Origin of the sequence: Streptomyces candidus (genome assembly GCF_014207445.1) — a bacterium.
GTDB classification, from domain to species: Bacteria; Actinomycetota; Actinomycetes; order Streptomycetales; family Streptomycetaceae; genus Streptomyces; species Streptomyces candidus.
Map to the genome: position 1 here is coordinate 479821 of NZ_JACHEM010000001.1, position 16046 is coordinate 495866.

The 16046-nt window shown below is 72.1% G+C and carries 18 protein-coding genes; 13 read left to right on the forward strand and 5 right to left on the reverse strand.

Features of this window, described 5'->3' with window-relative positions; all coding sequences use genetic code 11:
• Positions 1 to 22: 22 nt before the first annotated feature.
• Entirely contained in the window at positions 23 to 802 is a 780-nt protein-coding gene (locus HNQ79_RS02100) for a potassium channel family protein (RefSeq protein ID WP_373312417.1), read from the forward strand.
• Here the strand turns inward: HNQ79_RS02100 and HNQ79_RS02105 are convergent.
• Positions 783 to 1190: a peptidase inhibitor family I36 protein gene (locus tag HNQ79_RS02105; RefSeq protein ID WP_229923181.1), complete on the reverse strand. Its 408-nt coding sequence runs from the start codon at positions 1188 to 1190 to the stop codon at positions 783 to 785. The two genes, HNQ79_RS02100 and HNQ79_RS02105, sit on opposite strands and share 20 nt — an antisense overlap.
• Before the next feature lie 192 nt (positions 1191 to 1382).
• Complete coding sequence (locus HNQ79_RS02110) at positions 1383 to 2993, reverse strand: MFS transporter (protein ID WP_185026151.1); 1611 nt, start codon at positions 2991 to 2993, stop codon at positions 1383 to 1385.
• Between the two features lie 138 nt (positions 2994 to 3131).
• Between HNQ79_RS02110 and HNQ79_RS02115 the strand changes: the two genes are divergently transcribed.
• The 7 genes from HNQ79_RS02115 to HNQ79_RS02145 all read left to right on the forward strand — a co-directional run bounded on the left by HNQ79_RS02115 (position 3132) and on the right by HNQ79_RS02145 (position 11027).
• Positions 3132 to 3875, forward strand: coding sequence for a TetR family transcriptional regulator (locus tag HNQ79_RS02115; protein ID WP_185026153.1), 744 nt, complete (start codon positions 3132 to 3134; stop codon positions 3873 to 3875).
• Between the two features lie 78 nt (positions 3876 to 3953).
• Positions 3954 to 5189 carry an alpha/beta hydrolase gene (locus tag HNQ79_RS02120; RefSeq protein WP_185026155.1) on the forward strand — a complete coding sequence of 412 codons (1236 nt, stop codon included), beginning with the start codon at positions 3954 to 3956 and terminating at the stop codon, positions 5187 to 5189.
• Between the two features lie 84 nt (positions 5190 to 5273).
• Positions 5274 to 6200, forward strand: coding sequence for a DUF4429 domain-containing protein (locus HNQ79_RS02125; RefSeq protein ID WP_185026157.1), 927 nt, complete (start codon positions 5274 to 5276; stop codon positions 6198 to 6200).
• Between the two features lie 97 nt (positions 6201 to 6297).
• A complete protein-coding gene (locus tag HNQ79_RS02130) occupies positions 6298 to 7881 on the forward strand; it encodes a sensor histidine kinase (protein ID WP_373312415.1) in 1584 nt (527 codons plus the stop codon).
• Positions 7878 to 8558, forward strand: a complete 681-nt coding sequence (locus HNQ79_RS02135) for a response regulator (RefSeq protein ID WP_185026161.1) — start codon at positions 7878 to 7880, stop codon at positions 8556 to 8558. The genes HNQ79_RS02130 and HNQ79_RS02135 overlap by 4 nt, the downstream gene beginning before the upstream one ends.
• 209 nt (positions 8559 to 8767) lie before the next feature.
• Positions 8768 to 9793 carry an alpha/beta hydrolase gene (locus HNQ79_RS02140; RefSeq protein WP_185026163.1) on the forward strand — a complete coding sequence of 342 codons (1026 nt, stop codon included), beginning with the start codon at positions 8768 to 8770 and terminating at the stop codon, positions 9791 to 9793.
• Positions 9794 to 9815: 22 nt separating this feature from the next.
• Positions 9816 to 11027 (forward strand): acyltransferase family protein, encoded by a 1212-nt coding sequence (locus HNQ79_RS02145; RefSeq protein WP_185026165.1) that lies wholly within the window; start codon positions 9816 to 9818, stop codon positions 11025 to 11027.
• Between the two features lie 35 nt (positions 11028 to 11062).
• Here HNQ79_RS02145 and HNQ79_RS02150 read toward each other — a convergent pair whose 3' ends face one another.
• Together HNQ79_RS02150 and HNQ79_RS02155 are read right to left on the reverse strand one after the other, a co-directional pair.
• Positions 11063 to 12085 carry an aldo/keto reductase gene (locus HNQ79_RS02150; protein WP_185026167.1) on the reverse strand — a complete coding sequence of 341 codons (1023 nt, stop codon included), beginning with the start codon at positions 12083 to 12085 and terminating at the stop codon, positions 11063 to 11065.
• A 7-nt stretch (positions 12086 to 12092) separates the two neighbouring features.
• Complete coding sequence (locus tag HNQ79_RS02155; protein ID WP_185026169.1) at positions 12093 to 12563, reverse strand: MerR family transcriptional regulator; 471 nt, start codon at positions 12561 to 12563, stop codon at positions 12093 to 12095.
• A gap of 84 nt (positions 12564 to 12647) precedes the next feature.
• Between HNQ79_RS02155 and HNQ79_RS02160 the strand changes: the two genes are divergently transcribed.
• The 3 genes from HNQ79_RS02160 (at position 12648) to HNQ79_RS02170 (ending at position 14401) form a co-directional block, all read left to right on the forward strand.
• A complete protein-coding gene (locus HNQ79_RS02160) occupies positions 12648 to 13124 on the forward strand; it encodes a GNAT family N-acetyltransferase (protein ID WP_185026171.1) in 477 nt (158 codons plus the stop codon).
• A 254-nt stretch (positions 13125 to 13378) separates the two neighbouring features.
• Positions 13379 to 14200 (forward strand): serine hydrolase domain-containing protein, encoded by an 822-nt coding sequence (locus HNQ79_RS02165; protein ID WP_185026173.1) that lies wholly within the window; start codon positions 13379 to 13381, stop codon positions 14198 to 14200.
• A 24-nt stretch (positions 14201 to 14224) separates the two neighbouring features.
• On the forward strand, positions 14225 to 14401 hold the full coding sequence (locus HNQ79_RS02170; protein WP_185026176.1) for a hypothetical protein: 177 nt from the start codon (positions 14225 to 14227) through the stop codon (positions 14399 to 14401).
• On the opposite strand, the gene HNQ79_RS02175 is transcribed toward HNQ79_RS02170, so the two are convergent.
• Entirely contained in the window at positions 14373 to 14837 is a 465-nt protein-coding gene (locus HNQ79_RS02175) for an ATP-binding protein (protein WP_185026178.1), read from the reverse strand. The genes HNQ79_RS02170 and HNQ79_RS02175 overlap by 29 nt on opposite strands.
• An 84-nt stretch (positions 14838 to 14921) precedes the next feature.
• Between HNQ79_RS02175 and HNQ79_RS02180 the strand changes: the two genes are divergently transcribed.
• Together HNQ79_RS02180 and HNQ79_RS02185 are read left to right on the forward strand one after the other, a co-directional pair.
• On the forward strand, positions 14922 to 15770 hold the full coding sequence (locus tag HNQ79_RS02180) for a helix-turn-helix domain-containing protein (RefSeq protein ID WP_185026180.1): 849 nt from the start codon (positions 14922 to 14924) through the stop codon (positions 15768 to 15770).
• Positions 15730 to 15996, forward strand: a complete 267-nt coding sequence (locus HNQ79_RS02185) for a DUF397 domain-containing protein (RefSeq protein WP_185026182.1) — start codon at positions 15730 to 15732, stop codon at positions 15994 to 15996. The genes HNQ79_RS02180 and HNQ79_RS02185 overlap by 41 nt, the downstream gene beginning before the upstream one ends.
• Positions 15997 to 16046: the final 50 nt, after the last annotated feature.

Sequence of the window (16046 nt, forward strand, 5' to 3'; positions counted from 1 at the left end):
CGCGTTCTCTACGATGCCGGGCATGAAGCAGCAAACCGCTCAAGTCAGGTGGGAGCGGCGTACCCAGAACCCGCTGCTGGCCCTCGCCGTCGTCTTCGCCGTCGCGTACGCCGTGCCGATCGTGGCGCCGGACGCCCCCGCCGGGGTGCACCGGGCCTGCTCGGCGACGGAGTGGGTGGTGTGGGCGGTCTTCGCCGCGGACTACCTCGTACGGCTCGTGCTGGCCCCCGCGAAGTGGCTCTTCGTCCGCAGCCATCCGCTGGACCTGCTGGCCGTGCTGCTGCCGCTGGTCCGGCCGCTGCGGCTGCTGCGGCTGGTGTCGACACTGCTGCTGGCGGGGCACCGGGCGCGGATGGCCTCGCAGATCGGTCTGACAGCCCATGTGGGCGGCGCGGTGGTCGGGCTGCTTATGTTCGGTTCGCTGGCGGTCCTGGAGGTCGAGCGGGACGCGCCGGAGGGGAACATCAAGACTCTGGGTGACGCGGTCTGGTGGTCCTTCACCACGATGACCACGGTCGGGTACGGGGACCACTCCCCCACCACCGGTCTGGGGCGGGTCCTCGCGGTCGGGCTGATGCTGTCGGGGATCGCCCTGCTCGGCGTGGTGACCGCGAACATCGCCGCCTGGTTCATTTCCCGGTTCGAGCGGGACGACGCCCACGAGCGCCGTCAGACGGCGCTCCTCGAAGCGCTGACCCGGGAGGTCGGCGAGCTGCGGGCGGAGGTCGGACGGCTGCACGCCGGGGAACCGGCGGTTCCCCGGCAGGCTTCCGGATCCGGTGTCAGCTCTCCCACACCTTGAACGCCCGCACCTTGTACGGGGACCGGGGCACCCAGCTGCCACTGCCCGGATAGGTGTCGAACTCGCCGGTCTCCGCGCACTGGGCCGACTGGTAAGTGGTGACGGGGCGGCCGGTGCGGTTGGCGAGGGCCTGGGCGTCGGCGCCGGGCGGCAGCGGCACACAGGACTCGATCTCCGTGCCGGCCAGCTCGTGGGCGTACCGCTTGCCCTTGAAGTCGGGCTTGTGCCAGAGGCAGAACTCTCCGACGGCGCAGGCCCCGAGCTGGACGCCGGCGGGAGCGGGAGCCGCGGCGCCGGTCGCCGCCGGTTCTGCGGCCGTGGCGGGTTCGGCGGTCTGGGGCAGCAGCGCGGTGACCGCCAGGGTGGCGGCGAGCGCGGTCGTACGGATCGTGTTCATGAGGTCCCCCCGAAAGCGCGTGGTTCGAATGCGCCCACGGTGACCTGCGGAAACGGGGGCGCGGAAGGGGCCCCGCCACGGATCACCCGGATAGGCGACAGCCCCGCCGGAACCGCTCCGGCGGGGCTGTCGGGGCGCGGAGTTGACGCCTCCGCAAGGGTGCGCACGGCGCAGTGCCGTACCTCAGATGTGGACGCCGCCGCCGGCCGCGTCGGCGTTCGCGCCGCGCTTGGTGAAGAGGGCGACGAGGGCGGCGACCACGGCGACGCCTCCGGCGACGGTGAAGGCGAAGCCCATGCCCGACACGAACGTGTCATGGATGACGCCGGAGATCGCCTTGAAGCCTTCGGGCGTCATGCCCGGTGCCTTGGCCAGTTCCTGGGGGACCATGCCGAACTCGGCGGCCTGTTCCAGCTGTGGCGACGGCGGGGCCGGAATGCCGGCGTCCTTCCAGTTGCCCGCGAACTCGGCGTTGACGCGCGAGGACATCACCGCGCCGAGCACGGCCGTTCCCAGCGCGCCGCCGACCTGCATGCCCGCCTGCTGGAGGCCGCCGGCCACGCCGGACAGCTCCAGCGGCGCGTTGCCGACGATGACCTCGGTCGCGCCGACCATGACCGGCGCCAGGCCGAGTCCGAGCAGCCCGAACCACAGGGACATGGTCAGGGTGCCGGTGCCCGCGTCCAGCTGGGACATCCCGAACATGGCGGTGGCGGTGCACACCATGCCGCCGACCAGCGGTACCCGCGGCCCGAACTTGGTGATCATCAGGCCCGCGAGAGGCGATGAGATGATCATCATGCCGGTCAGCGGCAGCAGGTGCAGTCCGCTGTCGACCGGGCTGAGGCCGTGCACGCCCTGGAGGTAGAACGTCACGAAGAACAGGCCGCCCATGAACGCGAACGCCATCAGCACCATGAGCACCACTCCGGCGGACAGCGGCACGGAGCGGAACATGGCCAGCGGGAGCAGCGGCTCCTTCGCCTTGGTCTCCCAGAACGCGAACAGGAGGAAGAGGACGACGGAACCGCCGACGCACAGCCAGGTGTTCACACCGCCCCAGCCCCAGGACTCGCCCGCCTTGATGAGTCCGTAGACGAGTGCGCCCATCGCGCCCGAGAGCAGCAGGATGCCGGGGATGTCGAAGGAGCGCGGGGCGTTCTCGGCACGGTGGTCGCGCAGGACGACCAGGCCGAAGACCAGGGCGATGATGCCGACGGGCACGTTGATGAAGAAGACGGACTGCCAGGAGACGTGCTCGACGAGCAGGCCGCCGACGATCGGTCCGCCCGCGGTGGAGGCGCCGATGACCATGCCCCAGATGCCGATCGCCATGTTGAGCTTCTCGGCGGAGAACGTGGCGCGCAGCAGGCCGAGCGCGGCCGGCATGAGCAGTGCGCCGAACAGCCCTTGGAGCACGCGGAAGGCGATGACCAGGCCGATCTCCTGGGAGAAGCCGATCGCGGCGGAGGACACGGCGAAGCCCGCGATGCCTATCAGGAAGGTCTGCCGGTGGCCGAAGCGGTCGCCGAGCTTGCCCGCGGTGATGAGCGCGACGGCGAGCGCGAGCAGATAGCCGTTGGTGATCCACTGGACGTCGGCGAGGGTCGCCTGGAGGTCGTGCTGGATGGCGGGGTTGGCGATGGCGACGATCGTGCCGTCGAGGGCGACCATCATCACGCCGATCGCCACGGCGAAGAGCGTCAGCCACGGGTGGCCGCGAAGCCCCCCGGCCTTCTGCGGTACGGGGTCCGGGCCCGGCGGCACCTTGTCGAGCGTGGTCTGTGCAGTCATGTTTCCAGATTAGTGTCAGTGGCTGACACTTGACGAACCAATTCACAAGCCGGTAACTGTCACGTGGCTCACAGGTAGGCTGAGCGGGAAAAACCCCTGGCCGGACCAGGGAAACTCAGAGGAACAGGGCCCAGACGAATGGCGGACCAGCGGGATGCGGCGGACCCCGGAAAGCCCCGGGTGCGCGGCCTGCGCGAGCGCAAGAAGCAGCGCACCCGCAACGCGCTGCTGCGGGTCGCGCTCGAACTGTTCACGACGCAGGGCTACGAGCGGACGACCGTCGACGAGATCGCGGACGCCGTCGACGTCTCGCAGCGCACCTTCTTCCGCTACTTCTCCTCCAAGGAGGAGGTCGCCTTCACCGTGGTGTCGATGGCGGAGGCCCGTTTCCTGGACGCGGTGCGCGCCCGGCCCGCCGACGAGGGCCCGCTGACCGCTCTGCGCAACGCCGTCATCCTGGCCTGGGACTCGGTGGGCGAGGCGATCGAGGCCGTGGTGCCGATGGAACTGCACATGCGGACGTACCGGATGATCGAGTCCACCCCGGCACTGCTCGCGGTCCACCTGCGCCGCTCCACGGAGGTGGAGGACGCGCTGGCGGCCGTCGTCGCGGAACGCGAGGGGCTCGACGTCGACGAGGACCCGCGGCCGCGGATCGCGGTCGCGGCGTTCGGCGGGGTGATGCGGCTCACCGGCCGGATGTGGGGTCAGCGCGAGGACGCGAGCCTGCCCGCCATCCGCGAGCTGACCGTCCACTGCCTGGACCAACTGGGCCCCGCGCTGGCCGGGAACTGGCGGCGCCCCGACGGGGATCACGGCGGGACGACAGGGAGCGGCAGTGGTGTGCCGGATCGGGGGCAGAGTCCCCCACACCTGCCCTGACCTTCGCACCTTTATCCAAACGTGATCCGCGTCACGGAATATGCACGGGCCGCGACAGGTCGTTTAAGTTGGCCCGCAGTGAATTCCTTCGACTCCTCCCCCTCCTTGACCGCGTGGCGGACGCTGCTCGCCCTGGCCGTGGTGTTCGTGATGCTCGCGACCACCGGCTGGACCGCCGTCCGTGAGGGGCACGACGCCGACGTCTCCCTCAAGGAGGCGTTCGCGGCCTGGCAGCACGACCGCTTCGACGGCCGCCGGCTCCCCGACCCGCAGGGCCCGCCGCAGCGGGTGGCCCGGTTCTTCGACGCGCTGTCCGCACCGCAGCGAAACCGCCTCGTGGAGGCGTATCCGCTGGTCGTCGGCAACCTCAACGGCGCCCCCGTGGGCTTGCGTTTCGCGGCGAACCGGCTGGCGCTGACCCAGTCGAAGGCGACCGAACTGCGCCGGATGGCGAACCCGAAGGTCTCCAGGGCCGGACGCCAGGACGCCGACCGGCGCATGCACCGGTTCGCCGCGCTGCTGCGCCCGCACCGTCAGGTGCTGGCCTTCGACCCGGCCGGCGGCGGCCGGGTCGCGGAGGTCTTCGGCGACCTGGACCGGGCGTCGCGGATCTCGGTCGTCGTGCCCGGCGTCGACACCAACGTCGTCAACTTCGAGCGGTCCTACCTGCGTTACTCCTCCCCGGTGGGGATGGCCAAGTCGCTGTACGCCGCAGAACGCGCGGCGGCCCCCGGCAAGCCGGTCGCCGTCATCGCGTGGGCCGACTACACGGCGCCCACCGGCCTCGGCATGGACGCGATGGCGGGGGCCGCGGCACAGGCGGGCGCACGGCGGCTGACCGCCCTGGCCCACGCGCTGCCGGGCTCCGAACAGGGCTCCGACGTGCCGGTGGCGTTGTTCTGCCACAGCTACGGGTCGGTGGTGTGCGGGGTCGCGGCACGGCGGTTGCCGGAGCGGGTCACCGACATCGCCGTTTCGGGCAGCCCGGGGATGCGGGCGGACTCCGCGGCGGAACTGGGCACGACGGCACGGGTGTGGGCGATGCGCGACGCGGACGACTGGATCCAGGACGTGCCGTACCTGGAGGTCGGCGGGCTCGGGCACGGCACGGACCCGGTGTCGGCGGAGTTCGGGGCCCGGGTGCTGTCGGCGGCGGACGCGGTCGGCCACACCGGCTACTTCGTGCCGGGCACGGAGAGCATCGGCAACTTCGCGCGGATCGGCGTCGGCGCGTACGACGGGCTGAGCTGCGCGGGCGGCGGGAACTCCTGCCGCGACGGAATCGGCGAACAGGGCGGGGACGGGGATGTGTGAGGTGTCCGAGGCGCGAAGCGAGCGGCAAATCGGGGTGGCCGCCGAGGGGCGACGTCCGGGCGGACGCCGCATACGATGAGCCGCATGGGTGATGTGCTGGCCGGTATTCATGCCACCTGGGAGTTCGACGGCGACTCCGTGCTCATCCGCTTCGAACGGGGGATACGTACGCCGAAACTTCTGTCCGCGCTCGGCGAGCGGCGCATCCCGCACGAGGCGCTGGCCGACGTGACGCTGACTCAGGGCAAGCGCGGCACGGTGGTGCTGCACGCGGTACCGAGACCGGGCGCCGATCCGCTGATGGACGCGGCGGCCGGACAGCTCAAGGAGGGCTGCGACCCCTACCGGCTGGTGCTTCCGGCGGAACGCGAGGTGATCGCCGAGTACTACGCGGACGAGCTGCGGGAGCGGGTACGGGCCGCCGCCGCACGCGTCGGCGACGCGGGGCCCGCGGACCGGTTCCTGGTGGCGGCACCCGAGGGGCCGCTCCAGTTCAAGGCGTACGACGGCAAGGCCGGCTTCGACGGTGCGCAGGTGACCTTCCGGTGGTTCTGGACCGGTGCGTCGTCGGCGAAGTGGAAGGTCGGTGACCAGAGCTTTCCCGTCGCGTCGCTGAGCGGGGTCGAGTGGCGCTCGCCCGACGTCTTCAACGGGCACCTGCGCATGCTGTTGCGGGACGACGCGGACGGCAGGAGCGTCGGCCCGGCCGACCAGGACCCGGCCGCGGTGGTGTTCGGGCTGGGCTACGGGCCGGTGCACGAGTCGCTGCCGTTCGCGGCGGCGGTGCTGGCCGCGGTGCGCAGCACGGTGCCGGCGGGCGTCTCCGAGCGGGGCCTGGCGCCCTCGGTCCCGGCGGGTGCGCCCCTCCGGATGGGCGCGCTCGGCGCGGGACGGCGGGACCCGGCGGACATCGCGGAGCGGATCAGGCACCTCGGGGAGCTGCACGAGGCGGGGCTGGTGACCGACGAGGAGTTCGGCGCGAAGAAGGCGGAGCTGCTGTCGGAGTTGTAGCCGGGGCCTGCGGGGGCCTGGTACCGGGGTATGAGGGCAGGGACCAGACCACGGTATGACGTGGGGAAACGGTTGTGCTGCCTACGCTGGGGACGCCATGAGAGAACCGATTCCGTCACCCCCTCGACGTCCCCCGCCGCCCGCCACCCCGCCGAGGCCGACGGACCCGCCCCCCGCCGCCGGCCCTCCCGTGGAAGGGCTGATCCGCGCGGGCAGGCGCAATCTGCGCGAGCTCCGCCACGCCCTCACCCACCCCTCGCACCCGCCCACCCCCCTGCTGGCGGACGCGCCCAGGCGCTGGCAGCGGCTGCTGCCGTACGCCGTGGTCCTCGCCGTCACCGCCGCGCTCCTCCCGGTCTCGCTCACCGTGCTGACCCAGGACTACGACGTGCCGGGCGGCGTCGCGTCGGCGCTGGCGGCGTTGCAGGTGCTGCCGCTGCTGATGATGGCGCACCGGCCGTTGCAGGCGTGGTGGCTCGTCTTCCCGTCCGGTGTGGCCGGCAGCCTCTTCCTGCTCCGTGCACCGGTCGAGGCGGGGGACGCGATCTGGCCGTGGCCCGCGCCGGCCATCGTCGGCATGCTCTTCCTGCTGTTCGCCCTCGCCCTGCGGGAACGCAGGAAGGCCCTGATCGGGGTGTGGCTGTGCACGGCGGTCGCGGGCATCACCCTGGGGCAGTTCCTCCCCGAGGCCAGCGACGGCACGAATGTGCTGACGATCGTGCTGAGCGGGGTGGTCCTGGTCATCGGCGGGGCACTGCGCGAACGCGGAGAGGCGCAGCGCCGGCTGGTGGAGCAGGAGACCATCAGCGAGGCGGAACGGGCCCGGCGCACCCTGCTGGAGGAACGCACCCGCATCGCACGGGAGTTGCACGACGTGGTCGCCCACCACATGTCGATGATCACGGTGCAGGCCGACTCCGCCCCGTACCGGATCAGCGGGCTGCCCGCCGAGGCGACGGAGGAATTCGCGTCGATCGCCTCCAGCGCCCGGGAGTCGCTGACGGAGATGCGCCGGCTGCTCGCGGTGCTGCGCAGCGAGGGCGCCCAGGGGGAGCGCGCGCCGCAGCCGGGCCTGGGCAAGGTGCAGCAGCTGGTGGAGGCGACGGTACGGGCGGGGGTGCCGGCCGAGCTGTCGATGGCGGCGGAACTGGCCCCCGGGCCGGGCAGGCCGGCGGTGCCGCAGGCGGTGGACCTGTCCGCGTACCGGATCGTGCAGGAGGCGCTCGCCAATGTTGTCCGGCACGCGCCGGGCGCGGTGACCCGGGTGTCGGTACGGGCGGAAGAGAAGGACCTGCTGGTGCTGGTCGTCAACGGGCCCGCCCCGGAGCCGGATTCGCCGACCTCGCGGGCGGCACGGGTGGAGGCGAAGGGTGCCGGTGGGCACGGGCTGGTCGGGATGCGTGAGCGCGTACGGTTGACCGGCGGCACGCTGGACACCGGGCCGCTGCCGGACGGGGGTTTCCGGGTCGCGGCACGGCTGCCGCTGACGGCGGAGGCGGCCACTCCTCCAGCGCCGGACACACCCGCCGCGCCGGCACGCGAGCACACCGCCGGCACCTCTGGCACCGCTGACGCACCTGGCGCCTCCGGCACCGCCGACGCACGCAGCACTCCAACTCCCCGCAGGACCGGCCCCGCTCCCCCGCAGCACCCGACAGTGAAGGACTCACCCGACCCATGACCATCCGCGTGATCATCGTCGACGACCAGGCCATGGTGCGGGCCGGATTCGCCGCTCTGCTCTCGGCGCAGGCCGACATCGACGTGGTGGGCGAGGCGCCCGACGGCCGGCAGGGTGTGGACGTCAGCCGCAGCACGCATCCCGACGTCGTGCTGATGGACGTACGGATGCCGGAGATGGACGGGCTGGCCGCCGCACGGGAGCTGCTGAACCCCCCGGCAGGGGTGGTGCACCGGCCGAAGGTGCTGATGCTGACCACCTTCGACGTCGACGACTACGTGTACGAGGCGCTGCGCGCGGGGGCTTCCGGGTTCCTGCTGAAGGACGCGCCGCCCGCCGATCTGATCGCGGCGGTCCGGGTGGTGGCTGCCGGGGACGCCCTGCTCGCCCCGTCCGTGACGCGCCGCCTGATCGCGGACTTCGCGGCGCAGCGTCCCGCCCGACGCCAGAACCCCGCACTGCGCCTGAACGGGCTGACGCCCCGCGAGACGGAGGTGCTGGAACTGATCGCGCGCGGCCTGTCCAACCAGGAGATCGCCGACCGGCTGATCCTCGCCGAGCAGACCGTGAAGACGCACATCGGGCGGGTACTGGCCAAACTGGACCTGCGGGACCGGGCGCAGGCCGTCGTCTTCGCGTACGAATCGGGCCTCGTGGCGCCCGGCGACGCGGGGTGACGGGGGCGCTCGCCCCACCCCCTCGGGGGGCCGCCACCAGCTCCCGCAGGGGGGCCGGCCCTACCCTCTGACCTGCGGAAAACCTCCAGTACTGCGGTATTACCCAGGAGTTGGCTCCGTGGTGTGACGCCCCGGCGCATGCCCTGTTCCTACCTTCCTCCCATCGAGCCCGGCACGGGCGGCGAAGTGGACGAGAGAGGGGATGGGGCATGCGCCGGTTCAGGAGGACGGTGGCCGCCGTCGCGGTCGCGCTGACCGTGGTCGGGGGCAGCGCGGGGTGGGTCTCCGCCGATTCACAGACGGCCGTGGTGGGACCGCCGCCCGGGACGGCCGCCTGGCAGCAGGAGGGGCTGATCGACCCGGCCACCAGCACGCCGCACCAAGTGGCTGCCTTCTTCGGCGGGTTGAGCCAGGAGAGACAGCGGGAGCTCGCCCGTCGGCATCCGTCCGTGGTCGGGAACCTGGACGGCGCGCCGGTCGGGCTGCGGTACGCCGCCAACCGGCGGGCCCTGGCCGCCGACGGCCGGTTCGGCAGGCTGCTCGCCCCCGGCCGGCAGATCCTCGCCTTCGACCCCCGGGGCCGTGGCCAGGCCGCCGAGGTGTACGGGGACTTGCAGCGCGCACCGCACGTGGCGGTCGTCGTCCCCGGGTCGGACATGGACGCGGCGACGTACGACCGGAGCAAGGACCCGTACGGTACGCCGGCGGGGATGGCCAAGAGCCTGCGCGCGGCGACGAACGACCGTACCGCCGTGGTGGCCTGGACCGGCTACACCACCCCCGTCGGTGTCGGGATCGACGCGGCCTCCGGTTCGCTCGCGGAGGCGGGCGCCGGACGCCTCGCCCGGTTCGCGGACGGACTGGACGCGGTGGGCGTGAACGACCCGGCGGTGTTCTGCCACAGCTACGGCTCGGTGGTGTGCGGGCTCGCCGCCCCCCGGCTCGACGCGTCCGACCTCGTGGCGCTCGCCTCACCCGGCATGCACGCCGACAGCGCGGCCCAACTGCGCACCCGGGCCCGGGTGTGGGCGGCGAAGGACCCCTCGGACTGGATCGGCAACGTGCCGAACGTGCGGGTGCTCGGGCTCGGGCACGGGGCCGACCCGGCGGCCCCGGCGTTCGGTGCGCGCACCGTCCCGACGGGCGCCGCACACGGACACACGGGGTACTTCGCGCCGGGCACCGAATCGCTGCGGACCTTCGCGGCGATAGCGGAACACCACACCTCCTCCTGACCTCCTCCCCAAGGACCTCCCGATGAGCCTCTCCGCCCTCGCCGCGAAAATCGACTCCCACACCCCCTCACACCGCGACCGCGCCATCGACGGGCTTCGCGCCCTCGCGCTGCTCGCCGTCCCCACCGGCCACTGGCTGCTCGGCGGCTTCACCGTCAGCCCCGACACCGGCTCCCTCCACAACGCCAGCCCCCTCGCCACGTTCTCCGGCCTCGCCCCCGCCAGCTGGTTCCTCCAGATGCTCGGCATCTTCTTCCTGGTCGGCGGCTACGCGTCCGTCCTCTCGTACAACAAGCGCAAGGGCAGCGGCGGCGACTGGCTGAAGGGCCGGCTGGTGCGGCTCGGGCGGCCGGTGCTCGGGGTGACCGCCGTCTGGGCGGTCATGGTCCCGCTGCTGTACGGGCTCGGCGTGCCCGAAGCGACCCTGCGCACCGGAGCGAAACTGGTCGTGCAGCCACTGTGGTTCGTCGGCGTGTACGCGGCGATCACCGCGCTCACCCCGCTGTGCATCCGCGCCGCCCGCCGCGCGGGCGTCTGGTCGGCGCTCCCGCTGATCGCCTCCGTCGCGGTCGTCGACTTTCTCCGGTACGGGCCGTACGCGGACTCCGCGCCGTCCTGGCTGAGTGTGCTCAACCTGCTGCCCGGCTGGCTCTTCGCCTACCAACTGGGCGTCGCCTGGGGCGAGAAGCGGCTGAACCGGCAGGCCGCCTACGTCCTGCTCGCCGGGGGCACCGTCCTGTTCGCCGCGCTCCTGCTCGCGTTCCACTACCCGGCGTCGATGGTCGGCGTCCCCGGTCAGGACCGCACCAACTCCCACCCGCCGTCGCTGCTCGTCCTCGCGCTGGGCGCGGCCCAGAGCGGTGCGGCGATCCTCCTGCGCGACCGGATCGCGAAGCTGCTGCGCCGCCCCGCCCTGTGGGCCCCGGTCGTCGTCGTCAACCTCTCCGCGATGACCATCCTGTGCTGGCACCAGACGGCGATGCTCGCCGCCGCCGTCCCCGGCTCGTACCTCGGCACGATCCCGGGCCTGACCGAGGCCCCCGTCACGCCGGGCTGGATCGCGGCGCGGCTCGCGTGGCTGCCGGTGTTCGCGGTGCTGCTGGTGGTGATCGGCAAGTACGCGCGGGTCTTCGAGCACCCCGGGCAGCTGGCCGAGCGCACGACGAAGGCCCGCCGGGCAGTCGCGGGACTGCTCGCGGCGGGCTTCACGGCCTTCGCCCTGGGGCTGGCGTGAGGACGGGTACGGGCCCGGACTCCGCTCCGGCGGGCCTATTCGCGCGCGGCCGACGTGAACGTCATGTCGGCGTACCGGGGTCCTGCCACCCGTTCCGCGATCGGCTCCAGGAGCGCCAGCTCGCCCGCGCTCAGCACGAGTTGCGTGGCGGCGGCGTTCTCCTCGACGCGGGTGCGCCTGCGGGTGCCCGGGATCGGCACCACGCCCACCCCGTGCACCTGCGCCTGCTGCTGCACCCACGCCAGCGCGACCTGGCCCAGCGTGACGCCCCGGGTCCGGGCGACCTCGCGCACCGGTTCGAGGAGCGCGCCGTTGGCCTCCGCGTTGGCACCGTTGAAGCGGGGCTGGTGGCGGCGGAAGTCGGTGGCGTCCAGGTCCTTCTCGGCGCTGGCGAACGCGCCGGTGAGGAAGCCGCGCCCGAGCGGCGAGTACGCGACGAGGGTCGCGCCGGTCTCGGCGACCGCCGGGACGACACCCGCCTCGATGTCCCGGCTGAACAGCGACCACTCCGACTGCACGGCCGCGATCGGGTGCACGGCCTGCGCGGCCCGCAGTTCACCGCCGGTGACCTCGCTCAGCCCGAGCTGCTTCACCTTGCCCGCGGCGACCAGCTCGGCCATCACCCCCACCGTCTCCTCGACGGGCACGTGCAGGGCCCGCCGGTGCATGTAGTACAGATCGATGACGTCGACGCCGAGCCGGCGCAGGCTGTCGTCGACGCACCGCCGGATGTAGGCGGGGTCGTTGTTGATGATCCGCTTCGTGGTGTCCTCGGGGTCGATGGCCAGGCCGAATTTGGTGGCGATCGTGATCTCGTCCCGGTGCGCGGCGACGAACGGCGCGAGGAACTTCTCGTTCTCCCCGGCCCCGTAGGCGTCCGCGGTGTCGTACATCGTGACGCCCAGTTCCAGCGCCCGTTCCAGGGTGGCGCGCGCCTCGGCGGCGTCGGTGGGTCCGTACGCGAAGCTCATGCCCATGCAGCCGAGGCCCTGGACGCCGACCTCGGGGCCGGTGGGACCGCCGAGGCGGGTGGTGGGGATGCGGTGGTCGATGCTCATAAAAGTGTCAGAACCTCTCTGACGCCCGGCGGGCGTCCGCGTACAGGTCGATCTTGTAGTCGAGTACGGCAAGGGTGTCGCGCAGTTCCTCGATCCGGGCGCGTACGTCCCGGCGGGTCGCTTCCAGAAGTTCCTGCCGGGCCTCGAAGGTGTGCTCGCCCTCGCGGACCAGTTCCGCGTACCGCACCATGTCGGCGACCGGCATTCCGGTCAGCCGCAGCTTTCCGACGAGCGCGAGCCAGTCCAGGTCCCGGTTGCGGAACCGGCGCTGGCCGGTGTGCGAGCGGTCCACGTGCGGCATCAGGCCGATCCGCTCGTACCAGCGCAGGGTGTGCGCGGAGAGGCCGGTGACCTCGGCCACCTCGCTGATCGTGTAGTGGTCGCGCCCCTCGGGCAGCGGGTGTCCGCCGCTGAGGGAGCTGGGGCGCGGAGCGGCCTTCGGTCGGTTCGGTACGGGACTGCTGTCGATCACCGTCATGCCTCCACGCTAGAACCCTGGAGTGCACTCGAAGCAAGCGGAAACGGGAAGAGTTTTCCTGCGTACGGAACTATCGTGCGCCGCATGAACGACGGAACCATCCGGCGCGCGACCGCTGCCGACGCCCCGGAAGTGCTGCGCCTCCGCCAGGTGATGATCGACTCGATAGAGAGGGCCGACAGGTCCACCGACTGGCACGCGGCATCCCTGCCGGTCCTGCGCGAGCAACTCGCGCACCCCGGGCCGTCCTTCGCGGCATTCGTCGCGGACCACCCGGAGCGCCCCGGCCGCCTGCGCTCCCTCGCCTGCGGAACCCTGGAGTACCGGATCGGCAGCCCGGCCAACCCGGAGGGCTGCTACGGGTACGTGTTCAGCGTCGCCACCGACCCCGACCAACGGCGCCGGGGCCTGGCCAGGGCCACCATGGAGGCGCTGCTGCACTGGTTCCGTGAGCACGGCGCGACCACGATCGACCTGGGCGCCTCCCCGGAGGCCGAGCCGCTCTACGCCTCGCTGGGCTTCCGCCGCCGAGACAGCCCCGTCCTCCGCCTCCAGCTATGACCCCGCCCCCCTTGAGCGGAAGGACGCCCCATACCCAGCCCACTTGGGCGGCGGGACGCGACATGCCCACTTCAGCCCGCTTGGGCGGCGGGGCCGCCCCCCGGGGGCGGAACGGGCGGGCAAGGGGGCGGCCCCCACCGGACGGTGCACCCCCGCCCCACGCTCCCCACCCCGCGCCCCGCCGCTCCACCTGCCCACCGGTCACCCCTCCCGCCCCGCGACCGCCACCACCCCCACCACCTAAACTCGCCCCCATGCAGAGCGTGACGAAGATCGAGTCCTGGCCCGTCCCCACCGCCGCCGCAGCCGTCGTCCGGGCGGACGGCACCGTCCTCGGGTCCCACGGCCCGACCTCCCAGCGCTTCCCGCTCGCGTCGGTCACCAAGCCGCTCGGCGCGTACGCGGCCCTGATCGCGTACGAGGAGGGCGCCATCGAGCTGGACGAACCCGCAGGCCCGCCCGGCTCCACCGTCCGCCACCTCCTCGCCCACACCAGCGGGCTGGCCTACGACGAGCCCCGCGTCACCTCCGAGCCCGGCACCCGCCGCCTCTACTCCAACGCCGGCTTCGACACCCTCGGCGACCACATCGCCAAGGCCTCCGAGATCCCCTTCCCGGACTACCTCCGCCAGGCGGTCCTCGAACCCCTCGGCATGACGGCCACCACCATGGACGGCTCCCCCGCCCGCGACGGCGTCTCCACGGTCGACGACCTCGCCCGTTTCGCCGCCGAACTCCAGGCCCCCCGCCTCCTCGACCCCCGCACGGTCGCCGAGGCCACCCTGACCGTCCAGTACCCCGGCACCAAGGGCGTCCTCCCCGGCTTCGGCCACCAGAACCCCAACGACTGGGGCCTCGGATTCGAGATCCGCGACGCCAAGTCCCCCCACTGGACGGGCAGTTCCTCCTCCCCGCGCACCTTCGGCCACTTCGGCCAGTCCGGTACGTTCCTGCTCGTCGACCCGGACGCCGGTCTCGCGGTCGTCGCCCTCACCGACCGCGCCTTCGGCCCGTGGGCGGCAGAGGCCTGGCCCCCCTTCGTCGATGCGGTGCTCGCGGAGGGACGTACCCTCTGATCAACTTCTACGTCCGGGGGACGCATGTACCGCGCCATGTTCTGGGTCTGTGTGGCCCTGATCGTCTTTCCACTGGTCACGATCCCGTTCCGGCCGCACCTCACCCTCTACCTGGCCCTCCAGGCGGTCGTGTTCGTCTACCCGGCCCTGCACTGCGCCCGCAAGGCCCGCACTACCGATCCGCGCCGTCGCCGGTCCTGAGCGTCCGGCACTCGAACCAGACCGTCTTGCCGCCGCCCGGCAGGGGCTCCACACCCCAGTCGTCGGTGACCGCGTCCACCAGCAGCAGCCCCCGCCCGCTCTCGGCCAGCGCCTTCACGGTCCGGGACGGGCGGGGCAGCGCGGGGCAGTCGTCGGCGACCTCCACCCGCAGCACCTCGCCCTCGCACAGCAGAATGCGCATCCGGCAGTGGCGGCCGGGGACGTGCCGTACGACATTGGCGATCAGCTCCGTGAACGCCAGCTCCGCCGCGTCCGCCAGGTCGAGCAGACCCCAGCCCGCGAGGTACATGCGCAGGATGCGGCGCATGTGGCGCGCGGAGTGCTCCCCGACCGCAAAGCCCGTGCGATAACCGGGTTCCGAGGTCCGCTCAGCGGTGCCAAGGGGTGCCTGCCGGGCACCAGTTGTGTGATTCATGCCACCAGCGTGCAAGGAGTTGGTTACGCTCGGCTACGAACCGAAGCGAACGCCGTACGGCGTTGGAGCCCGGAGGTGCCCGCCGTGGCCAACATCCAGTCACTCGACCCCAGCGCGTCCCCCCTCGACTACTACGGCGGCGAACTCCGCCGTCACCGGGAGGCCAACGGCCTCAAGCAGGGCCAGCTCGGCGACATCATCTTCTGCACGGGGTCCCTGATCGGCCAGATCGAGACCACGAAGAAGATCCCGACCCGCGACTTCTCGGAACGGGTCGACGCGGCACTCGGCACGGACGGCGTCTTCTCGCGGCTCGTCGGGTTGGTACTGCGAAGCCAGTTGCCGACGTGGTTCCAGGCCTACGCCGACATGGAGGCGAAGGCCGCGTACATCTCCACCTACCAGGCGCAGTTGGTGTACGGGCTGTTGCAGACGGAGGAGTACGCGCGGGCCGTGCTGGCGACCGGCTCCCCCGAGGCGCTCGACAGCCTGGTCGCCGCCCGTATGGAGCGTCAGCGCATCCTGGAGCGAGGGCGTCCGCCGCTGATCTGGGCGGTCCTCGACGAAGCGATCCTGCACCGCCCGATCGGTGGCCGTGAGGTCATGCGGAAGCAACTCATCCACTTGTTGAGCTTCAGCCAGCAACGCTGGACTCGGGTTCAGGTGCTTCCCTTTGAGGCGGGCGAACACTCCAGCTTGGCCGGGTCGTTGAACTGCCTGCGCTTCGAAGACGACCCGGACATTGTCTACACGGAGGACGTCATCTCCGGCCATATGACAGCCAATTCAGACACGATCCGCGAAGCCGCTCTCCGATACGCTCACTTGCAGGCCAAAGCCCTCTCCGTGGAGGACTCGGCGGCACTGATCAGGCGCGTGATGGAGGAACGTTATGCAGACCGGTCCCAACCTGACGAACGCGCAGTGGCGTAAGTCCAGTTTCAGCGGCAACACCGGCGGCGACTGCGTCGAGTGCACCGTGACCGGCGGCGCCACCTGGCACAAGTCCAGCTACAGCGGGACCAGCGGCGGCGAATGCGTCGAGGTCGCCGCAGGGGACTGCCCCAGCGTCCCCGTCCGCGACAGCAAGAATCCCTCCGGCCCCGTCCTCACCTTCCGCGCCGACGCGTGGCGGGCGTTCGTGGACGGGCTGCGGTAGGAACTCCGACAGCGCGGCCGGAACCGTATACCCTCCCTCACGCGACACGC

Coding starts and splice junctions, on each gene's coding strand:
- HNQ79_RS02100 (WP_373312417.1), top strand. CDS start 23: ATGAAGCAGCAAACCGCTCAAGTCAGGTGGGAGCGGCGTACCCAGAAC.
- HNQ79_RS02110 (WP_185026151.1), bottom strand. CDS start 2,993: ATGACTGCACAGACCACGCTCGACAAGGTGCCGCCGGGCCCGGACCCC.
- HNQ79_RS02115 (WP_185026153.1), top strand. CDS start 3,132: ATGGCGGACCAGCGGGATGCGGCGGACCCCGGAAAGCCCCGGGTGCGC.
- HNQ79_RS02125 (WP_185026157.1), top strand. CDS start 5,274: ATGGGTGATGTGCTGGCCGGTATTCATGCCACCTGGGAGTTCGACGGC.
- HNQ79_RS02130 (WP_373312415.1), top strand. CDS start 6,298: ATGAGAGAACCGATTCCGTCACCCCCTCGACGTCCCCCGCCGCCCGCC.
- HNQ79_RS02135 (WP_185026161.1), top strand. CDS start 7,878: ATGACCATCCGCGTGATCATCGTCGACGACCAGGCCATGGTGCGGGCC.
- HNQ79_RS02140 (WP_185026163.1), top strand. CDS start 8,768: ATGCGCCGGTTCAGGAGGACGGTGGCCGCCGTCGCGGTCGCGCTGACC.
- HNQ79_RS02145 (WP_185026165.1), top strand. CDS start 9,816: ATGAGCCTCTCCGCCCTCGCCGCGAAAATCGACTCCCACACCCCCTCA.
- HNQ79_RS02150 (WP_185026167.1), bottom strand. CDS start 12,085: ATGAGCATCGACCACCGCATCCCCACCACCCGCCTCGGCGGTCCCACC.
- HNQ79_RS02155 (WP_185026169.1), bottom strand. CDS start 12,563: ATGACGGTGATCGACAGCAGTCCCGTACCGAACCGACCGAAGGCCGCT.
- HNQ79_RS02160 (WP_185026171.1), top strand. CDS start 12,648: ATGAACGACGGAACCATCCGGCGCGCGACCGCTGCCGACGCCCCGGAA.
- HNQ79_RS02165 (WP_185026173.1), top strand. CDS start 13,379: ATGCAGAGCGTGACGAAGATCGAGTCCTGGCCCGTCCCCACCGCCGCC.
- HNQ79_RS02170 (WP_185026176.1), top strand. CDS start 14,225: ATGTACCGCGCCATGTTCTGGGTCTGTGTGGCCCTGATCGTCTTTCCA.
- HNQ79_RS02175 (WP_185026178.1), bottom strand. CDS start 14,837: ATGAATCACACAACTGGTGCCCGGCAGGCACCCCTTGGCACCGCTGAG.
- HNQ79_RS02185 (WP_185026182.1), top strand. CDS start 15,730: ATGCAGACCGGTCCCAACCTGACGAACGCGCAGTGGCGTAAGTCCAGT.